This is a genomic window from Amycolatopsis sp. cmx-11-51, from assembly GCF_047608665.1.
Lineage (GTDB): Bacteria > Actinomycetota > Actinomycetes > Mycobacteriales > Pseudonocardiaceae > Amycolatopsis.
The window spans coordinates 60,667-79,768 of sequence record NZ_JADNQO010000010.1 but is presented as its reverse complement, the minus strand read 5'-3'; the positions used below and the strand labels follow the sequence as shown (position 1 = coordinate 79,768).

Below are 19,102 nucleotides of genomic sequence, written 5' to 3'. Positions count from 1 at the left end.
AAGTGGGCGTGAGCACCGACACCCCGATCACCGAGACCTCGTCGTTCCCGCTGTCCGTCGCCGGTGACGAGATCACCGCCGCACAGCTGCACGGCATCCTCCGCCTGCGCGTCGACGTGTTCGTCGTCGAACAGGAGTGCGCCTACCACGAGATCGACGGGCGTGACGTTCTGCCGGGTACCCGGCATCTCTGGATCGGCGGTTCCGTCGCCGTCGACTCGTACCTGCGGGTGCTGCAGGACGCCGGCGGCACCTTCCGCATCGGCAGGGTGTGCACGTCCGTTCGCTCCCGAGGCAAGGGACTGGCGGGACGGCTGATGGAGACCGCGCTCGCGGGGATCGGGGACGCGCCGTGCCTCCTCGACGCGCAGACGTACGCGAAGGACTTCTACGCCAAGTACGGCTTCGTGGTCGAAGGCAACGAGTTCATGGAAGACGGGATCCCGCACTTCACGATGTGGCGCCGGGAGGCGCCGCAGCCGTGATCACCCCGACCGCGCGGTCCACGTCGGCCTCGGTGAGGTCGGCGCGCGCGGTCAGGCGCAGGCGGGAAATGCCGTCCGGTACGGACGGTGGACGGAAGCAGCCGACACGGATGCCCTGATCCGCGCACGACGCCGCCCACGTGACGGCCGCTTCGGGCGACGGCGCCTGCACCGAGATCACCGCGGCGTCCGGGAGACTGACCCGGAACCCCGCCGCTTTCAGTTGCATCGCAAGGTTTCCGGCCACTTCGGTCACCTTGGTGGCCAGCTCCGGCTCGGCCTTCAGCGCGTTGAGAGCGGCCAGCGCGGCGGCGGCACTGGCGGGTGCGAGCCCGGTGTCGAAGATGAAACTGCGCGCGGTGTCCACGAGATGCCTGATCACGCGGCGCGGCCCGAGCACCGCTCCTCCTTGCGCCCCAAGGGATTTCGACAGCGTGATCGTGGTGACGACGTCCGGCGCTCCGGAGAGGCCCGCCGCGTGGACCGCGCCTCGGCCGCCCTCACCCAGGACGCCGAAGCCGTGGGCGTCGTCGACGAGCAGCGACGCGCCGTGCTCCCGGCAGACACCGGCGAGTTGCTCCAGCGGGGCGATGTCGCCGTCGACGGAGAACACGGAATCGGTGACGACGAGCGCGCGTGGTTTGCGTCGGGTCGCGAGCGCGTGCTTGAAAGCGCCCGGTTCGCTGTGCGCGACAGCGGCGATGTCCGAGCGGGACAGACGGCAGCCTTCGATCAGCGAGGCGTGGATGTACTTGTCCGTGACGATCGCGGAATCCGCGCCGGACAGTGCCGTGACGGCGCCGAGGTTCGCGGTGAAGCCGGACGAGAAGACCAGCGCGGCCTGGGTGCCGCAGAAGCGGGCGAGCTCGTGCTCGAGTTCGGCGTGGACCTCGGTGGTGCCGGAGACGAGACGGGAACCGGTCGCCCCGGCGCCCCAGCGCAACGCGGCGGCCGCGGCCGCACCGGCGACGCGCTTGTCCCTGGCGAGCCCGAGGTAGTCGTTGCCCGCGAGGTCCAGCCCCGGTTCCTGTGCCTGCCGGATACGCAGCTTGCGCACCAGCCCGGCTTCGGCCCGCTTCTCCGCCTCCACGTCGAGCCAGTCGAAAACCTGCTCGGGCGGGAGGTTCTGGGGAGCGGGGCCGGGAGAAGTCACGTCCCGCAGTCTCCCACCCGCCGTTTCCCGATGGACGTGGTGGTCCCCGCAGGACGACACACGTGCTTGAACGGACGACACGTTCAGCGGGAGTCCCGCCGGGCGTGTCGTCCGTCTGATCACGCGAGTGCGCCGTTAAATCACGGGTGTCAGCTGTCGAAGCTGCGACGCGGGCGACTACCCGGACGCTGCGGGCGGCCGCTGCCGCCACCGGACTCGCCACGACGCGGGCGGCCGCGGAAGCCGCCGGGACGGCCGCCTTCGCGTCCGCCCTCACGCGAACCCTGGTAGCCACCGCGGTCGCTGCCACCGTAGCCACGGCCACCGCCGCGACGCGGGGACTCACGACGACGCTCGATGACCGGCTCACCGCTGGGCTGCTGCGCACCGGTGATGCGGGAAAGCTCGGCGTCGCCCGGGCGGACCGTGGTCTGCTCGGCGCGGACACCGGCGCGGTCGGTCATCCGGCGCACCATGCGGCGCTGGTCGTTGGTGACCAGGGTGACCACGACACCGGACGCCCCGGCGCGCGCGGTGCGGCCGGCGCGGTGCAGGTAGTCCTTGTGGTCGGCGGCCGGGTCGACGTGCAGCACCAGCGAGATGTCGTCGACGTGGATACCGCGCGCGGCGACGTCCGTGGCGACGAGCACCGGCGCGAAGCCCTCCTTGAAGTCCGAGAGGACCCGGTTGCGCTGACCCTGGGTCTTGCCGCCGTGCAGAGCGGCCGCGTGGACGCCCTTCTCGCGCAGGCGCTCGGTGAGGCGGTCCACGTGGTGCTTGGTGCGGACGAACATGATCGTGCGGCCCTCGCGGGCACCGATCTCGGTGATGATGTCCTGCTTGTCCTGATGCGACACCTGGAGCACGTGGTGGTCCATGGTGGTGACGCTGGCGGTCGACGGGGCCACCGAGTGCGTGACCGGGTTCGTCAGGTACGCCCGGACCAGGCGGTCGACGTCACCGTCGAGGGTGGCGGAGAACAGCAGGCGCTGGCCGTCACGCGGGGTCAGGTCGAGGATCTCGCGGACCTGCGGCATGAAGCCCATGTCGGCCATCTGGTCGGCCTCGTCGAGCGCGATGAAGTTGCAGTCCGACAGCGACGCGGTGCCCTGGCGGACGTGGTCCGACAGACGGCCGGGGGTGGCGATCAGCAGGTCGACGCCGCGGGAAAGCGCGTCGGCCTGGCGGGTGAAGGCCATTCCGCCGACGGCGGTGCGGCACCACAGGCCGAGGGACTTGGCCAGCGGGGTCAGCGAGTCGGCGACCTGCATGGCCAGCTCACGGGTCGGGACCAGGATCAACGCACGCGGGTGCTTCGGACGGGCGCGGCCGCCGTTGAGCCGGGTCAGCATCGCGAGGCCGAAGGCCAGGGTCTTGCCGGAACCGGTCTGGGCGCGGCCCAGCACGTCGCGGCCGGCGAGCGCGTCGGGGATGGTCGCCGACTGGATCGGGAAGGGGGTGGTGATACCGGAGTCGGCCAGCGCCCGCAGCAGCGGCTCGGGAAGACCGAGCTCCGCCCAGGTCGTGGCCTTGACCGTCTCGACGGCGTCGTCGCGCAGCATCGCGTCACCCGTGGGGCGGGTGCGCGGCTTGCTGCGGTGCTGACGCGCCGACGGTGAGACGTGGCCGGAGTTGAACGTGACTGTCACAAATGCCTCTCGGACGTGGCACGTCACAAGGAGGCCCGGGCTGCCCGCACGCAGGCAGGGCAAGATGGTGTGCACAGATGGGCGTTCACAGGGACGAACCCGGCACACCGCGTCTGTAGGACACCGCGCGCCACTTGATTGATAAGGATACCGCGAGCCATTCGGTTGGCTTTGGAAGCGACGGACACCACTGATCCACGCCGCCGATGCGGTCTAGCACTACTGTACCGGACCGTTATCCGGCCTCCCAACCGGAGGGACCGATTGTGGGCAGGGTCTCCACCGCCGCTTCTCCTGGGGTGTCATGAAAGGGTCTTTCCTGACGTATCACGTCAGGAAAGACCCTTTCATGACACTGTGGACGGTCAACGCAACCCGGCGACCTCTTGCAGTTCCTCGATCAGCTCCGTGACCGCCGTCAGTCGCTCGGGCAGTCCCCGTGAGTGGAACCACGTGGCGATGTTCCGCACGTCGCGCGCGAGGAACTCGAGCCCGCCGGGGTTGGCCACGATGTCGACCACCTGCGGCAGGTCGATCACCATGAGCTGCCCGCGGTGGACGAGCAGGTTGTACGCCGAGAGGTCGCCGTGCGCGAGACCCTGCGACGCCAGCAGTTCCAGCATCGCCGCGGTCTGGAACCACAGTTCCCGCAACTGCCCGGGTTCCGGCCGGACCTGCGCCAGCCGCGGCGCGGCGGTCTCACCGTCACCCAGGAATTCCAGCAGGATCTCGGTGCCGTCGCGCTGCACCGGGTACGGCACGGGCGCGCCGACCGTCCAGAGCCTGCTCAGCGCGGTGAACTCGGCCACCGCCCACTGTTCGGCGATGAGGTTGCGGCCGAAGCTGCTGCGCGACTCCATGGCCCGCATCTCCCGCGAACGCCGCATCCGCCTGCCTTCGAGGTAGCCGGCGTCGCGGTGGAACAACCGGTGTTCGCCACTGCGATACCGCTTGGCCGCGAGCACCGTGCCCTCGGTGCCGGGCAGGTTGCGCCGGACGAGGTGGACGTCGGCCTCCTTGCCGGTTTTGAGGATGCCGAGTTCGGTGTCCACCGCCGCCAGTTCGGTGATCACCCAGTCCGGCCGCGGCTGCGGCCCCTGCTCGGCGTCTCCCCAGGTGCTCCAACGGTCGGCGCCGTCGGGGATGGCGGTTTCGGTGTAGGCGTCCTCGCGCAGCCGGGCGAGCCGGACGCGTTCGGCTTCGGTGAGCCGTCCGCCGCGGGTGGGTTCGGGCTCGTCGTCGAAACGGGCGCGACGGGTGCGGCGTGGACGTTGTTCGTAGGACTCTTCGAGATCGTGCTTGCGCACTGGTGGGTTCTCCTAGTCAGGGATGCCCCACCGGGCGAGCGTCGTGGCTCAGCCGCGAGGGGCGAGTGGATGGGGGCGGCCAACGCCCCGGACAGTCATCTGCACGACGCACCTCCCTGTCGCATCCACCGGCTCCCTGCCGGATCGAGCCCGATCATCCTGGACACCGCCGGACGCGCGCAACCGAATTAATGAGGAGTAAGGCAAACGTGGCGTGCACGTGCCGTTCTTCGGTGTCGGTCGCGGGGTGGGTGTCGCGAAAGCCCCTTTCGCGACGTCTGACGTCCCGGAAGTGGCTTTCACGACACGGCCGTCGGGTCTTCACGGACCGAATCGGCGATCACTCGCGCCCAGAATCCAGCAGGTATCTCGGACACTCATGGCTTTAACCCGAATCGCCACTCACGACTCCGTGTCTGACCAGGGCCGAGGGCGTCCTTCGTGGCATCGGACGCGGCGAAGGGAGCCTTCACCCGGCCACCGGCCTCGCTCACGACTCCTAAGCCGAACGCAGCCCCGCCAGCTCACCCCGGGACCGCACCTTCAGCTTGCGCAACACACTCGCGACGTGCTGTTCCACCGTCCGCCGGGACAGGAACAGCACCTCGGCGATCTCCCGGTTCGTATGCCCGGCGGCCAGCAGCCGGGCGACGTCGCGTTCGCGCGGGGACAGTTCGTCGCCGTAGCCCCGGCGGCCGCGCCGTGAGGGGGCGACCGCGCCAGTGGACCGGAAGGCGTGGCGGCAGCGCGCGGCGTCGCGGGTGGCGCCGAGGTGGTCGAACGTTTCGGCGAGCGCGGCGAACGTCTCGGCGACGTCCTCGTCGCAGGCCAGTCGGCAGCGCGTGGCCCGTTCGGCGATCAGCGCCGCGTGATACGGCGCTGGAAGGGCGTCGTAGCGGGTCCGTGCCTGCTCGAAGGCCTCGATCGCCGCCTCGTGGTCGCCCCGGGACGCGGCGATGAGGCCGCGGTTCGCGGCCAGCGCGGCATGGGTGGACGGCGCGTCGAGGTCGCCGATCTCACGTTCGAACTCGTCGGTCAGCGCTTGCGCCGCGGCGTCCAGCCCGGTGGCGCAGTACGCGTCGACGGCGGCCACGATCAGGTCGGCGCTCCAGGCCCAGACACCCTTGGCGCGCAAGAGTTCCAGTCCCTTCTCGGCCTGCGTGACGGCGGCCTCGCCGAGGTCCTGCGCGAGCAGCATGCCCGCCATCCCGGCGTGCGCGGCGATCGCGACCGGCGTGTACGCGTTCTCCGGCTGGTCCGCCGCTGTCCCGGCGAACCGGACCGCGGCTTCGTCCCATTCGCCGCGGGCGGCGGCGAGCAGGCCCAGCACCAGGCACAGTTCGCTGGTCACCGGCAGGAGGTCGCGGTATTCGTCGATCAGCGCGTCGGCCCGTTCGGCGAGGCCGTCCCAGTTCCCGGTGAGCCAGTCGGTGTGGACCGCGGTCGCGCGGGCGGTGCTGACGACGTACGGCGCCCCGCAGTCGGCGGCCAGCTGCATGCCGCTGCGCAGCAGGCTTCTGGCGCGACGGTGGTGGCCGATCCAGGCACAGGCGTCGGCGCTGTTGCAATGCAACCGCGCCAGATGCCGCTGCTCGTCGGCCGAGGCGACACTGGTGGGCGCCCGGTCCAGCATGTCCCAGCCGCGCGCGTCCCCGATGTGCAGCCGCGACGCCACGTTGTTGGCCAGCAGGATGATCTTCAGGCGCGGGTCGGTGGCCAGGTCGATGAGCCCGTCCACACGATCCATCCATCGCCGGTGCTCCGGCAGCGGGGTCGAGCCGACCCACGGCTGGGCGAGGACGCCCATCCCGCGTCCGGCGAGGTCGGGCCGGTCGGGGAGGTCGTTGACGGCGAGTTCGATCTCCGTCCTGGCCGCCTCGAGCCCGCCCGCCTGGCGGACCAGCAGGAGCCCGAGGCCCAGCCGGACCTCGCCGCTCAGCCGTCCGGACAGCCTGCCGTCGGTGAGCAGCCGTTCCAGCGCCGGGATGACTTCGGTCTGACCGAGACCGTTGCACGCCACCGAACTGAACTTGACCGCGAGTCTGTCCACATCGGACGGTTGCAGGCCCGGTTCGTCGAGCAGGGTGCGGAGCAGATCCGTCGCGGTGGCGAGATCGCCGACCGCCGACGCCTGATCGGCGGCCGCTTCGCCGTATTTCAGGGCACCGGCCCGGTCGCCGGCCTTGCGGCAGTGTTCGGCGAGCCGCACCAGGGACTGCGGGAGGCGGTCGCGCAACAGCCGCGCGGCGCGCCGGTGCAGTTCCTGGCGGTCGGGGCCGGGGATGGTGCGGTAGGCGGCCTGCTGGGCGAGCGCGTGCCGGAAGCCGTATTCGCCATCGCCGGTCTCCACCAGGACGTTGCGTTCGAGGGCGAGGACCAGGGCGGGGTGGGCGCGTTCGGGGGTGAGGGCCGCCGCGGCGGCCAGCAGGTCCGAAGTGGACGGTGTGCCGAGGACGGCGGCGGCCTCGGTGATCCGCCGGGCGGCGGGCGGCAGCGCGGAGAGGCGTTCGACCGTCGCCTCGCGCAGCAGCGCCGGGACTTCGACCGCGTCGAGCAGACGCCGCGCGGTCGCGCCGTCGGCGTGCACCGCGCCCTCGATGCCCCCGATCGCGTGCACGATCTCCTCGACCACGAACGGGATTCCCGCGGTCCGCTCGTGCAGCCGCGCCGCGAACTCGGCCGAGACGTTCGCCTCGCCGAGCAAGGCCGACACCAGTGCCTGGACGCCGTCGCGGTCCAGGGGGCGGAGAGCGACGAGCACGTGCTCGGTGCCGGGAGCGGCCCGGTAGGCGCTGCCGAGCGGGATGCCACCGGGCGTTTCCTCACGCCGGTAGGTGAGCAGGAGGGTCAGGCCGGCGGGCGGGTCGGTCATCAGGAACCGCAGCAGGCGGCGGGAACCGTCGTCCGCCCAGTGGAGGTCTTCGATGAGGAGGACGTGTGGTCCCAGCGAGCCGAGCAGTTCCCGGACGGCGCGGAAGAGCCGGTGCCGCTCGGCCCTCGGATCGCCGAGCCGGGGTGGCGGAGCGGGCAGGAAGGCGGCGAGTTCCGGCAGGTAGGGGCCGAGTACACCGGTCACGGGGTTGAGTTCGCGTGCCGGTCGGACGTCCTTGAGCGCGTCGAAGACCACGCCGTACGGGAAGGGCTCGCGCAGCGGCTGGCAGCTTCCGGTGAGGACCGGACGCCCGGCCAGTTCGGGGCAGGCCAGCAGTTCGGTGGCGAGCCGGGTCTTGCCCACGCCCGCTTCGCCTTCGAGCATGATCACCGCCGGCGAGCGCATCGCGCCGTCGAGGATCTCTCGTAGTTCCGCATCACGGCCGACGAGCACGGGCGAACTCGTCCTGCGTCGGCAGCCACCGATCACCATGCCGGGTCACCCCCGCTTCACGAACAACACCGTTCGAGTGAACGCAGCTTAAGCGCGTGTTCGGCGATCACGGAACCCGCTCGGACGGTCACACAACTTTCGTAGGGATGGTGATTTTCCCTATTAGATACGTAGTCCTACGGACCGTTGCCTCGCTTGTTCGCGCAGGTCCCGCCACCCGAAAGTGGGTGAAGCGTGACTGTTCGTCACGGCGTCGGCCCGGATTCCTGTCGGCGCGAACCACCTGTTCGAGTGAACGGAGCTCAGGAAATGCGTGGAGAACTTCGACGTCACCGGATCGCGGGTGCGGTGCTCACCGGCGCTTGTGTAGCGGCCTCGCTGGCCTTCGCCGGATCTGCCACGGCCGCCGAGGGGCAGATCCGCGGCGCCGGTGTGCCGGGAGCCGTCACGGACGGGTACATCGTCTTCCTGAAGAGCGGCGACGCCGGCCTCGCGGCGAAGTACGGCGGCCAGGTGAAGGCCACCTACAGTGCCGCGCTGAACGGCTTTTCGGCGAAGATGACCGAGGCGCAGGCCAAGCGGCTCGCCGCCGACGCGGCCGTCGACTTCGTCCAGCAGGACGCCGTCGCGCACATGACCGGTACCCAGAACAACCCGACCTGGGGCCTCGACCGGATCGACCAGAAGAACCTGCCGCTGGACAAGAAGTACACGTACCCCAACGACGGTGCCGGGGCGACGGTCTACGTCCTCGACACCGGTGTCGACTACCGCCAGTCCGAGTTCGGCGGCCGCGCGACCAGTGGATACGACTTCATCGACAACGACAGTGACGCCCGTGACTGCCAGGGTCACGGCACGCACGTCGCCGGCACGGTCGGCAGCGCCACCTACGGCGTGGCCAAGGGCGCCAAGATCGTCGCGGTCCGCGTGCTGAACTGCCAGGGCAGCGGCCAGTACTCGCAGATCATCAGCGGGATCGACTGGGTCGTGAAGAACGCCAAGGGCCCGTCGGTGCTCACCATGAGCCTCGGTGGACCGGCCGACTCCGGTGTGGACTCCGCCGTGCGCCGCGCGGTTTCGGCAGGCATCACCAACACCGTTGCCTCCGGGAATTCCAACACCGACGCCTGCGGCACCAGCCCGGCCCGCGTGCGTGAGGCCATCACCGTCAACGCCACGCAGAGCGACGACCGCCGGTCGTCGTTCTCGAACTACGGCAGCTGCACCGACATCTTCGCGCCGGGAACCAGCATCACCTCGCTGCGCAACGGTGGCGGTACCCAGCAGATGAGCGGCACCTCGATGGCGACCCCGCACGTCGCCGGCGCGGCCGCGATCTACCTGACCTCGAACCCGTCGGCGAACCCCGCCGCCGTCGCCTCCGGGCTGGCCAACGCCGCCACCAGCGGTGTGGTGAAGAGCCCGGGCACCGGTTCGACCAACAAGCTGCTGAACGTGGCGGGTCTCTGATGCGCCGCGGCGTGCGGGCCGGTTTGGTGGCCGTCGCGGCCACCGCGCTGGCCGCGCTCGCCGCGGGCAACGCCCTCGCCACGGAGGCGGAAGGCGTTGTCGTGCAGGCGAATCAGCATTACGGGGACCAGTACATCGTGGAGCTCCACGAGGTCGGCGCCATGGCGGTCGAGCAGTCGTCGGCCGCGCTGACCGGCCGCTACGGCGGCGAAGTCCGGTCGGCGTACAAGAACGTGCTCCGCGGCTTCTCGGTCAAGGGCATGTCCGAGCAGCAGGCCCGGCGGCTCGCGGCCGACCCGGCGGTCAAGGCGGTCTACCAGGACGGCACCGCGCGTGCCGTCGGCACCCAGACCGACCCCACCTGGGGTCTCGACCGGATCGACCAGAAGAACCTGCCGCGGGACAAGAGCTTCACCTACTCGAATACCGGGGAGGGCGTCACCGCGTACGACATGGACACCGGGATCAACCCGGAGAACCCCGAGTACGAGGGGCGCGCGTCCATCGGCAAGGACTTCGTGGGCGGTAACGGTAAGGACTGCAACGGGCACGGCAGTCACACCGCGGGCACCATCGGCAGCAAGACCTACGGCGTGGCCAAGAAGGTCAAGCTCGTCGGGCTGAAGGTGCTGGGCAACGACTGTTCGGGCAACGGTCCCGACTCCGCCATCGTCGACGCGGCCGAATGGCTGACCGCGAACGGCACCAAACCGGCGGTGGCGAACCTGAGCCTGCGGATGGACCAGGTCGGGCTCGGCGACGACGTCATCAAGAAGTCCATCGCGGCGGGCTTCGTCTACGCGGTGGCGGCGGGCAACGAGAACCAGAACGCCTGCAACGTCAGCCCCGCGCGGATCCCCGAGGCGATCACGGTCGGCGCCTCGGACGAGAACGACAACAAGTCCTCGTTCTCCAACCACAGTTCCTGCGTGGACATCTTCGCCCCTGGCAGCAACATCACGTCGCTGTCCACGTCCAACGGTGGTTCGGCGAACATGAGCGGGACTTCGATGGCCACGCCGCATGTGGCGGGCGCGGCGGCGCTGTACCTGTCCGCCAACTCCGGTGCCACCGCGCAGCAGACGCGGGACGCGCTGGTGAACAACGCCTCGGACGGCGTACTCAAGGGCCTGCCGGGCGGGACGGTGAACAAGCTGCTGAACGTGTCGTTCATCGGCGGTGGCGGCCCCGGTCCGAAGTGCGGGGCCAAGTCCAACACGACGCCGGTGTCCATTCCGGACGCGGGTGACGCGGTGACCAGTTCGGTGACGCAGGAAGGCTGCGACGGCAAGGCGTCGGCGACGCTGCCGGTCAAGGTCGACATCGCGCACACCTACACCGGTGACCTGGCGATCGATCTGGTCGGGCCGAGCGGCGCGGTGTTCGCGCTGAAGCCAGCGGGAGGGATCGGCGAGGCGAGCGGCGTGCACACGTCGTACTCGGTGAACGCCTCGTCCGAACCGGCGAACGGGACCTGGAAGCTGCGGGTCCGTGACGTTCACCGGTTCGACAGCGGGACGATCGAAGGCTTCTCCATCACCTTCTGAGTCCTTGCGAACGGCGGTGCGCCGTGGTCACGATGACCGCGGCGTACTGTCGTTTTCGCTGGGAGGCTTTTGATGGAGTCGTACGACGTGGTCGACACTGTGATCGTCGGTGGCGGGCACAACGGCCTGGTGGCGGCGGCCTACCTGGCCAGGGCGGGCCGTTCGGTGCTGGTGCTGGAACGCCGTGACGAGGTGGGCGGGGCGGCGGTGTCCTTCCGCGCGTTTCCCGGCGTCGACGTCCGGCTTTCGCGGTACTCGTACCTGATGAGCCTGCTGCCGCGAAAGATCATCGCGGACCTCGGGCTCGGACTCGATCTCCGTCGGCGGCGGCTGTCGTCGTACACCCCGGTCGGATAGAGCGGTCTCCTTGTCGACACGGGCGACGACGGCCGGACGGCGTCGTCGTTCTCCGCGCTCACCGGGTCAACCAAGGACTTCGAGGCGTGGCAACGGTTTTACGCGATGACGTCCCGTGTCGCGGAGCGGACGTTCCCCACCCTGACCGAACCGTTGCTCGCCAGGGAGGAGCTGCGTTCGGGCATCGAGCCGGAGGCCTGGGACGCGCTTTTCGAGCGGCCGGTCTCCGAAACGCTCACCGAACTGTTCGACGACGACACCGTCCGCGGCGTCGTGCTGACCGACGCGCTGATCGGGACTTTCGCCGACGCCGGCGATCTTCGGCAGAACCTTTGCCTGCTGTACCACGTGATCGGCAACGAGACCGGCGATTGGGACGTTCCGGTGGGCGGTATGGGCGCGGTGACCGGCGCGCTCACGTCGGCCGCGCGGGCGGCCGGGGCTCGGCTGGTGACCGGCGCCGAGGTGCTGTCCATCGACCCGGACGGCTCAGTGCGTCATCGCCTGGGTGATGACGAATTCACCGTGCGCGGCGGCCACGTGCTGGCCAACGTCGCGCCGCGGACGCTCGCGCAGTTGCTGGGGGAGGAGCCGCCGGAGGCGCCGGAAGGCGCACAGCTCAGGGTGAACATGGTGCTGTCACGGCTGCCGCGGCTGCGTGATGCGAGCGTCGATCCGCGCGAGGCGTTCGGGGGCACGTTCCACGTCAATGAGGGCTACGAGCAGCTGGCGACGGCCTACGCCGAGGCCGCCGCGGGTGAGATCCCGTCGCTGCCGCCGTGCGAGATCTACTGCCATTCGCTGACCGACCCGTCGATCCTCGGCCCGGCCGAACAGGCCGCCGGTGTGCAGACGTTGACCCTGTTCGGGTTGCACATGCCCGCGCGGTTGTTCGAGGGACGCAACGACGCCGTGCGCGAGGAGGCGTTGCGAGCGACTTTGTCCTCTTTGGACAGTGTGCTCGCCGAGCCGATCGAGGACTGCGTGCTGCGGGCTCCGGACGGGCGGTTGTGCGTGGAAGCGAAGACGCCGCTGGACCTCGAAGCTGAGCTGGGGTTGCCCGCGGGGCACATCTTCCACCGGGATCTGTCGTGGCCTTACGCGGCCGATGCTGCTCAGGTGGGGCAATGGGGTGTCGAGACGGAGCACGAGCGGGTGCTGCTCTGTGGCGCCGGGGCGGTGCGGGGTGGTGGTGTTTCGGGGATTCCTGGGCACAATGCCGCGATGGCGGTGCTTTCCCGGTCCTGAACAGAAGGTCGACGCGGCGCTTGTCGAAGAACGCTACCCTCGTGAGTCCGATACTTCTTCGAGGCATATCACCGTCGTGATACAACAGGCCGTGTGGTGGTCCGTACGGCTGTGACAGGCTGCTCCCCGCTGTCCTTCCCGAGGACTACACAATCACCGTGTACGGGACGTAAGGCCTCGTGAAGACCTACACCGGAAGGGTTTCACCACGATGGCGGTAATCGCCTATTACACCCGCGAAGGGGAAGAACTCGTTAGTCCGGCCGATGCGGACGCGCTGCTTCTCGCATGGCCGAAGCCCAGGACCCTGGCGAGTTGCCGCGGATGGCCGCTGTCGAACACGAGGAATCCGGCGAAGTCCTCGACGTAGGCGTCAACGGCGCTCGCGGGTTTGTCACACCTGCCATTCTGCAGACTCACCGGGGACCGTCGAGTACGACGAGCAGGCACATGTTCGCGCGGTACCCGCCAGCGCCGAAATCCCGGTCGACCAGGTCCGCGAAGCCGTCCGCCGATTCGTCGAGTCCGGTGGCGCAGGACCCGACAACATCACGTGGCTGACGTCTAGCGCGTGGAGGCCCCCTTCCCTTGGCTCAACCGAGGGAAGGGGGCCTTACGCGCATCTGCTTACTGGACGGTCAGGGTGTACGTGGCGGTGGCGGTCTTGCCAGCCGAGTCCGTCGCGGTGACGGTCACCGGGTAGGTGCCGCGCTGGAACGGCGCGACCACCTGCATGGTCGAGCTACCGCCGCTCGATATCGTCTTCGGGGTGAAGAACGGTGCGAACGGCAGGCCCTGTCCGGCCGCCGACAGCGTGATCATGCCGGTCCCGCCGGTGGCGGAAACCTTGACGTTGCTGAAGAACCCGGGCTGGGTGGTCCCGCTGCCGGGGCTCACGCTCACCTGGAGTTCGCCGGGCTGCGGCCCGCCGTCGCCGACGGTCAGCGTCAGGTTCGCGGTCGCCGTGTCGGTGGTCCCTTTACCGGAGATCGTGACCGCGTAGTCCTTTTCGGCCGTCCCGGCGGGAACTTCGATGGTCACCTTCGCCGAGTCGCCCGAGTTGATGGACGCGGGCTGGAACGTGGCCTTCGCGCCGTCCGGAAGTCCGGTCGCGGTCAGGTCGACCTTCTCCGTGCCGTCCTTGCCCGGCTTGCTGGTCACCGTGGCGGAAACGTAGTTGCCCGGCTCGGCCTTGAGCGACGACGGCGTCACGCCGAGGGAGAACTTCTCCGGGTTCTGCGGCGCACCGATCTTTTCCTTGACCCAGTCGCCCATGTCGTTGTTGAGCCTGCCGTACACGCTGTACCACTTGAAGTCGCTGCGGCTCCACGACGCGACGCCGACGACCTTGCCGTCCACGATCAGCGGCCCGCCGCTGTCACCCGGCAGGATCGTGACGTGGCCGTCGCTGTAGCCACTGCAGATCATCGTGGCGTCCTTGAAGCCCGCGCCGACACCGTTGCAGCTGCTGCCCTGCACGATCGGCAGGGTGAACTTGTGCAGTTCGACGTTCGCGGGACTGTCGTTGTGGTTCTTCTTGCCGTAGCCCAGCCCGAGCCCGGACTTGCCCGGCTTGTTCAGCTCCGTGTCGGCCGACGTCGCGACTTTCGCGTACTGCCCGCCCGGCACCGGGATGTCGGCGTCCGTGGTGACGACCGCGACGTCGTAACCCTGGTCGAAGTTCACGTACTTCGGGTGGATGTCATAGCTGACGACGCCGATCCGCGTCCCGCCGCCCGCGTTGAGATCGTCCAGCCCGTAAAGGAAACTCTTCTCACCGTCGGCCGCTTTGCAGTGCGCGGCGATCAGGATCTTGCGCGGCGCGACGACCGAGCCGGTGCAGGTCTGGCCCTGCGGCCGCGTCCCGCCTTGGCGCAGGCCCGCGATGATGAACGGGTGGTCCTTGACCGAGGCGGGGGTGCCGCCGATGGAGTTCGTCTGCGGTCCACCGGGGACGATCGCTTGATCCGTCGGAGTGACGGCGGTCAGGTTCGCGGCGGCCGCGGGCGCGGGCAGGAGGACCGAGAGGCAGCCGAGGGTGGCGGTGGCGATCCCCAGTAGCCGTTGTCTTCTGTTCACGGTGGTTCCTTTCCAGGTGGCTGGAAATCACTTTCCGCATGTGCACCTGGCGGAACAACCGAGGAAGAAGCCCGTAGGGGTACGGAACTAATGCGCGTGACACCCGTGATTGGATGGACGACACGCGTGATTGGACGGAGAACACGACCGCGGCCGGATTCGCCACGTGAGTTGTCCGTCGGGTCAATCCCCGGTGAGTAGTTCCAGGCTGTGGTCGCCGGTGCGCTCGACGTCGAGGCCCGCCTTCGACAGCACTCGCAGCAGCTGTTCCACAGTGGACGGCTCGCTGCGGGATTTCACCAGCTCCGAAGCCAGCTTTCCCTTGTAAGCCTTGTTGAAGTGGCTCACCGTCGTCCGGTTGCCCTTGGCGTCCTCGGTCACGACGCGCACGGTCACCGCGTCCGGCCGGAGCTTCGCGAGCGCCGAGTAGGTCCCGGAGCGCAGGTCGACGACGAGCCCTTCGACGCCCTGGAGCACTGGTTCGAGCGTCGGCTTCCACACGCTGCGAACGGTCCCGAACGACGGCAGCGTGTTCCCACCGGAAAGCCGGTACGCGGGGATCGGGTCGGTGGCCGCGACCACGCCGAACAGTGCCGAAGCGACGGCGAGGCGCTTCTCGGCCTTCGCCAGCGTCGCCTTGGTGAACGACTTGACGTCGAGCGCGTCGTAGAGCACCCCGGTGTAGCGGCGTAGCGCCGGCATCGTGGGTGAGGTCCACAGCTCGGCGTTGCGGGCGACCTCGTCGGCTTGGCGCGGCGTGATGCCGAGTGCGGCGACACTGGCCGGGACATCGCCCGCCAGTTCGGCCAGCGCGTCGGCCAGCTTCGCCCGGGTCGGGTTCAGTTCCGGGAACGACAGCGCGCCGAGGTCCAGCGGCGCACCGGTGCCTCCGGCGGCCTTGGTTTCGGAAGGGGGGAGGAGCACGAGCACCACGAAAGCGTAACTAAATGGAGTGCGTCACCCCGAGGCGCGGGCTTAGCCTCGTCCGTATGAGCTTGACCTGGCGCCCGCTGACCCTGGACGACATGCCGCGACTGGCCGAGACCTTCGCCGCGGCTGAGCGTGTCGAGCCGATCGAGGAGCACTACAGCGCGGAAGATCTCGCCGAAGAGATCGGCACGCCGACCGTCGACCTGCCGACCGCGTCCACCAGCGCCTGGGATGGCGACAAGCTGGTCGCCTACGGTCTGCTCAGGCGACGTGACGCGGCGAATCCGGTGCACATGATGCGGGCCGAGACGCTCGTCCACCCCGAGTACCGCGACGACGCGATCGCCGCGCACCTCACCGGCTGGTTCGAGGAGGCGGGGAAGCGGCTCCACGCGAAGTCCCACCCGGACGTGCCACTGGAACTGCACGCCGCGGCCAACACCAAGCAGCGCTGGCTCTCCGAAGTCCTGGCAGGCTCCGGGTACGAGCACGCCCGGTGGTTCGTCGACATGCGTGCCGACCTCGGCTCGATCCCGCCGGTGAAGCCGCTGCCCGAAGAGTTCCCGCTCGTCACGTACGAGGACAAGTACGAGGCCTTCACCCTTCGGTCTCGCAACGAGACCTTCGCGGACCACTGGGGGAGCACGGAGCAGTCTCCGGAGGCCTGGCGGCATCTGGTGGTCGGCGGGAAGGACTTCCAGCCGGACTTGTCGTTCCTGCTGCTGAGCCCGGAGCGCGACCGAGTGGTCGCGATGGTGCTGAGCGCGTTCTTCGCCTCCGACGCGGCTGCTACGGGCGTGAAGGACCTGTACGTAAGTCACGTCGCGACGGACGCGGCCCTCCGCGGGCGCGGCATCGCGGGCGCACTGCTCGGGCACACGATCGTCGAGGCCAAGGCGAAGGGCTTCCAGCGGGCTTCGCTCAACGTCGATCAGGACAACACCCACCGCGCCCTCGGTGTCTACGAGCGTGTCGGCTTCAGCGAACATCAGCGCTGGGCCGGGTACGTGAAGTCCATCGTGAACTGACCGGTTGATACCCGAAAGGGTGGATTTCGGTACAGTCGATCTTCTCGGAGAGATCGCTGGGGGTGGTAGGGCGTTGCCGGTTTCCGCACGCCTCGGCTGGCATGACCTCCCTTCGGCGACGCGTGACACCGTGGAGCGAGAGCTCGGGTCGGTGGTCCGCCGTTCGCTGTGGCAGACCCCGGAGTTCGACGGCGGTGTCGCCGCGAGGCTCGAACTCGAACGTGGTCATCGCTGGGTCTTCCTGAAGGCGATCCCCGCGTACAGTCCGCGAGCGGGCGGCTACCGGATGGAGGCCGCCATCGCCCGGCGGCTGCCCCCGGAGGCGCCGACGCCGCAGTTGCTGTCCTTTGTGGATGGCGAATGGCTGGTGCTCGCGTTCGCCGACTTCGACGGCGCCAGGCCGAACCTGCGCCCTGGGTCGCCGGACCTCTCCGCGGTTCTGGCCACCTTCGGCGCGCTCGGGCGCACGCTCACGCCGTGCCCGCTGTCCGACGTCCCGGACGCGCTCGACGATCTCGGCCCGATCCTGCGCGGCTGGCACGAACTGGCGAAGGAACCGCCCGACGACCTCGACGGCTGGGCCGTCCGCAACCTCGACAGGCTCGTCCAGCTGGAGACTTCCTGGCATCCCTGGTCGGCCGGGGACACGTTGCTGCACAACGACATCCAGCCCGAGTACCTGGTGCGGACCGGACCAGGACGGGTACTGGTCACCAACTGGCGCTACCCGGCGCGAGGCGCGGGCTGGCTGGATCTGGTCGCGCTCGTCCCGTATCTGCTCGACGCCGGGCACGAGCCCGCCGACGTCGACCGCCTGCTGCGGCGGCGTCCCGTGCTCACCGGCGTCCCGGTCTGGGCGGTCACCGCGTTCGGCGTCGCCTTGACAGGCCACGCCGAACGAGCGTGCCGTCTGCCGGAACCACCCGCGACGACCGGCGTCCGCGCGGCGCAGCGCCGTCTCGCCGCGGCCATGCGCGACTGGCTCGCCTACCGCACGCACTGGCCCTAGACGCTCGGTTCGACCGGACTGAAGGGCGCTTTCCCCGCATGCCATGCGACGAAAGCGCCCTTCACCGCGTGAGACGCGGGGAAAGTCCCCTTCAGCCGCTTGGGTCCTGTCAGCCGACTACGTTCAGCGGTTCTTCCCCGGCGACGTACCGGCGCAGCTGTTCGGCGACCAGCCGCTTCGCGCGCGGGTAGAACGACGCGGACCCGCCCGCGATGTGCGGCGTGACGAGCACGCCCGGCGCCGTCCACAGTGGATGGTCCGACGGCAGCGGTTCGGGATCGACGACGTCCAGCGCGGCACGCAACCGCCCGGCGACGGTCTCGGCCGTGAGCGCCGCGGTGTCGACCGCCGAGCCTCGCCCGACGTTCACCACCAGGGCACCGTCCGGCAGCGCGGCGAGTTCCGCGGCGCCGATCAGGCCCGTGGTCGCGGGTGTCTCGGGCAGGATCAGGACCACGATGTCGGCGGACGGCAGCAGCGCCGCCAGCTCGCCGACGCCGTGTACCCGCTCCGCGGGACGGGCCGTGCTCGCCACCCTGGTCACGACGGCTTCGGCCGCGGCCAGTTGCCGCTCGATGGCCTGGCCGATCGAGCCGTGGCCGACCAGCAGGACGCGGCTGTCGGCCAGCGAGCGCGTGTGCTCACGCTGCCACGATCCCCTCGCCTGTTGCGCGAACCAACGCGGCAGATCCCGCTGCGACGCGTGGATCAACGCCAGCGCGTGCTCGGCCACACTGAGGTCGTGCAGGCCGCGGCCGTTGGCCAGCTTCACCCCCGCCGGCACCAGCGGGAACAGCTTCTCCACCCCGGCCGAGAGCGACTGCACGAGCTTCAGCGACGGAAGCTGAGCGATCAGCTTCGTCGGCTCCATGCCGGTGTCGTACGGGAGCACGTAGACCTCGACGTCATCGAGGTCGCCGTCCGGAAACGGACCGGTGCCGTCGTACAACCGGGCTGCCAGGCCCTGGGGCAGCTCGACGTCGGACCAGGGCAGGATGGCTCGCTCCGTCATGCCGCCATTCTGACCATCGGGATCGGCGTCACCCGTGGTGGGTCGCGACGCAGAACTCGTTGCCCTCCGGATCGGCAAGCACCGTCCAGGCCAGGCCCGGCACCTTCTGCTCGTCCAGCTTCTTCGCACCCAATCCGATCAGGCGTTCCACCTCCTTTTCGCCATCGTCGGTACCGAAGTCCACGTGGACCCGGTTCTTGCCCGCGCGCGGCTCCGGCACGCGCTGGAACCCGAAGACGGGTCCGTTCTCCACCTGGGAGCGCAGGATCACGAACTCTCCGCCGTGGTCCTGGTCCACTTCCACTCCGAGCGCCTGCGTCCAGAACGCCGCGAGGCCGCGCGGATCCACGCAGTCGATCGTGATCATGCCCAGCTTGATGCCCATCCCCGAACGCTAGCGGCACCCACCGACAAAACCGGGCACCCGCGATAACCGGTTGAACCTGCCAGGGGTGGGGTGACTACGCTGCGCAGAACGTCTAAGCGCGTAATTCCAGCGA

General features: G+C 69.5%; 14 protein-coding genes and 2 pseudogenes. 8 read left to right on the top strand and 8 right to left on the bottom strand.

Features of this window, described 5'->3' with window-relative positions:
* Positions 1-2: 2 nt before the first annotated feature.
* Positions 3-485 (top strand): GNAT family N-acetyltransferase, encoded by a 483-nt coding sequence (locus ACM6LU_RS28150; protein WP_414940777.1) that lies wholly within the window; start codon positions 3-5, stop codon positions 483-485.
* Here ACM6LU_RS28150 and ACM6LU_RS28145 read toward each other — a convergent pair.
* The 4 genes from ACM6LU_RS28145 to ACM6LU_RS28130 all read right to left on the bottom strand — a co-directional run bounded on the left by ACM6LU_RS28145 (position 451) and on the right by ACM6LU_RS28130 (position 7,919).
* Positions 451-1,638: an 8-amino-7-oxononanoate synthase gene (locus tag ACM6LU_RS28145; protein ID WP_414940776.1), complete on the bottom strand. Its 1,188-nt coding sequence runs from the start codon at positions 1,636-1,638 to the stop codon at positions 451-453. The genes ACM6LU_RS28150 and ACM6LU_RS28145 overlap by 35 nt on opposite strands.
* A 149-nt stretch (positions 1,639-1,787) precedes the next feature.
* The gene (locus tag ACM6LU_RS28140) at positions 1,788-3,287 is read right to left on the bottom strand and encodes a DEAD/DEAH box helicase (protein ID WP_414940775.1); all 1,500 of its coding nucleotides are present in this window, start codon (positions 3,285-3,287) and stop codon (positions 1,788-1,790) included.
* Positions 3,288-3,652: 365 nt separating this feature from the next.
* A complete protein-coding gene (locus tag ACM6LU_RS28135; RefSeq protein WP_414940774.1) occupies positions 3,653-4,594 on the bottom strand; it encodes a serine protein kinase RIO in 942 nt (313 codons plus the stop codon).
* A 499-nt stretch (positions 4,595-5,093) separates the two neighbouring features.
* Positions 5,094-7,919 (bottom strand): ATP-binding protein, encoded by a 2,826-nt coding sequence (locus tag ACM6LU_RS28130; protein ID WP_414940773.1) that lies wholly within the window; start codon positions 7,917-7,919, stop codon positions 5,094-5,096.
* A gap of 309 nt (positions 7,920-8,228) precedes the next feature.
* On the opposite strand from ACM6LU_RS28130, the gene ACM6LU_RS28125 reads away from it, so the two are divergent.
* The 5 genes and pseudogenes from ACM6LU_RS28125 (at position 8,229) to ACM6LU_RS28105 (ending at position 13,233) form a co-directional block, all read left to right on the top strand.
* Positions 8,229-9,392, top strand: coding sequence for a S8 family peptidase (locus ACM6LU_RS28125; RefSeq protein WP_414940772.1), 1,164 nt, complete (start codon positions 8,229-8,231; stop codon positions 9,390-9,392).
* Positions 9,392-10,939, top strand: a complete 1,548-nt coding sequence (locus tag ACM6LU_RS28120; protein ID WP_414940771.1) for a S8 family serine peptidase — start codon at positions 9,392-9,394, stop codon at positions 10,937-10,939. The genes ACM6LU_RS28125 and ACM6LU_RS28120 overlap by 1 nt, the downstream gene beginning before the upstream one ends.
* A 72-nt stretch (positions 10,940-11,011) precedes the next feature.
* Positions 11,012-12,544: pseudogene (locus tag ACM6LU_RS28115) on the top strand (phytoene desaturase family protein).
* 95 nt (positions 12,545-12,639) lie between these two features.
* Positions 12,640-12,717 (top strand): annotated as a pseudogene (locus ACM6LU_RS28110) (hypothetical protein); the annotation flags it as partial.
* Between the two features lie 93 nt (positions 12,718-12,810).
* Entirely contained in the window at positions 12,811-13,233 is a 423-nt protein-coding gene (locus ACM6LU_RS28105; protein WP_414940770.1) for an Imm1 family immunity protein, read from the top strand.
* Here the strand turns inward: ACM6LU_RS28105 and ACM6LU_RS28100 are convergent.
* Positions 13,172-14,623 carry a trypsin-like serine protease gene (locus ACM6LU_RS28100; protein WP_414940769.1) on the bottom strand — a complete coding sequence of 484 codons (1,452 nt, stop codon included), beginning with the start codon at positions 14,621-14,623 and terminating at the stop codon, positions 13,172-13,174. The two genes, ACM6LU_RS28105 and ACM6LU_RS28100, sit on opposite strands and share 62 nt — an antisense overlap.
* A gap of 183 nt (positions 14,624-14,806) precedes the next feature.
* Positions 14,807-15,553 (bottom strand): peroxide stress protein YaaA, encoded by a 747-nt coding sequence (gene yaaA / locus ACM6LU_RS28095; RefSeq protein ID WP_414940768.1) that lies wholly within the window; start codon positions 15,551-15,553, stop codon positions 14,807-14,809.
* A gap of 59 nt (positions 15,554-15,612) precedes the next feature.
* Here yaaA and ACM6LU_RS28090 point away from each other — a divergent pair, with 59 nt between their 5' ends.
* Positions 15,613-16,581, top strand: a complete 969-nt coding sequence (locus tag ACM6LU_RS28090) for a GNAT family N-acetyltransferase (RefSeq protein WP_414940767.1) — start codon at positions 15,613-15,615, stop codon at positions 16,579-16,581.
* Between the two features lie 73 nt (positions 16,582-16,654).
* The gene (locus tag ACM6LU_RS28085) at positions 16,655-17,590 is read left to right on the top strand and encodes an aminoglycoside phosphotransferase (RefSeq protein ID WP_414940766.1); all 936 of its coding nucleotides are present in this window, start codon (positions 16,655-16,657) and stop codon (positions 17,588-17,590) included.
* Between the two features lie 109 nt (positions 17,591-17,699).
* On the opposite strand, the gene ACM6LU_RS28080 is transcribed toward ACM6LU_RS28085, so the two are convergent.
* Both ACM6LU_RS28080 and ACM6LU_RS28075 read right to left on the bottom strand, forming a co-directional pair.
* Positions 17,700-18,602: a 2-hydroxyacid dehydrogenase gene (locus ACM6LU_RS28080; protein ID WP_414940765.1), complete on the bottom strand. Its 903-nt coding sequence runs from the start codon at positions 18,600-18,602 to the stop codon at positions 17,700-17,702.
* A gap of 28 nt (positions 18,603-18,630) precedes the next feature.
* Positions 18,631-18,987 (bottom strand): VOC family protein, encoded by a 357-nt coding sequence (locus ACM6LU_RS28075; RefSeq protein ID WP_414940764.1) that lies wholly within the window; start codon positions 18,985-18,987, stop codon positions 18,631-18,633.
* Positions 18,988-19,102 lie beyond the last annotated feature (115 nt).

What these genes read in the sequence shown, in the direction of transcription:
- ACM6LU_RS28125 (WP_414940772.1), top strand. Translation starts at nt 8,229, where the DNA reads ATGCGTGGAGAACTTCGACGTCACCGGATCGCGGGTGCGGTGCTCACC.
- ACM6LU_RS28120 (WP_414940771.1), top strand. Translation starts at nt 9,392, where the DNA reads ATGCGCCGCGGCGTGCGGGCCGGTTTGGTGGCCGTCGCGGCCACCGCG.
- ACM6LU_RS28105 (WP_414940770.1), top strand. Translation starts at nt 12,811, where the DNA reads ATGCGGACGCGCTGCTTCTCGCATGGCCGAAGCCCAGGACCCTGGCGA.
- ACM6LU_RS28090 (WP_414940767.1), top strand. Translation starts at nt 15,613, where the DNA reads ATGAGCTTGACCTGGCGCCCGCTGACCCTGGACGACATGCCGCGACTG.
- ACM6LU_RS28080 (WP_414940765.1), bottom strand. Translation starts at nt 18,602, where the DNA reads ATGACGGAGCGAGCCATCCTGCCCTGGTCCGACGTCGAGCTGCCCCAG.
- ACM6LU_RS28075 (WP_414940764.1), bottom strand. Translation starts at nt 18,987, where the DNA reads ATGGGCATCAAGCTGGGCATGATCACGATCGACTGCGTGGATCCGCGC.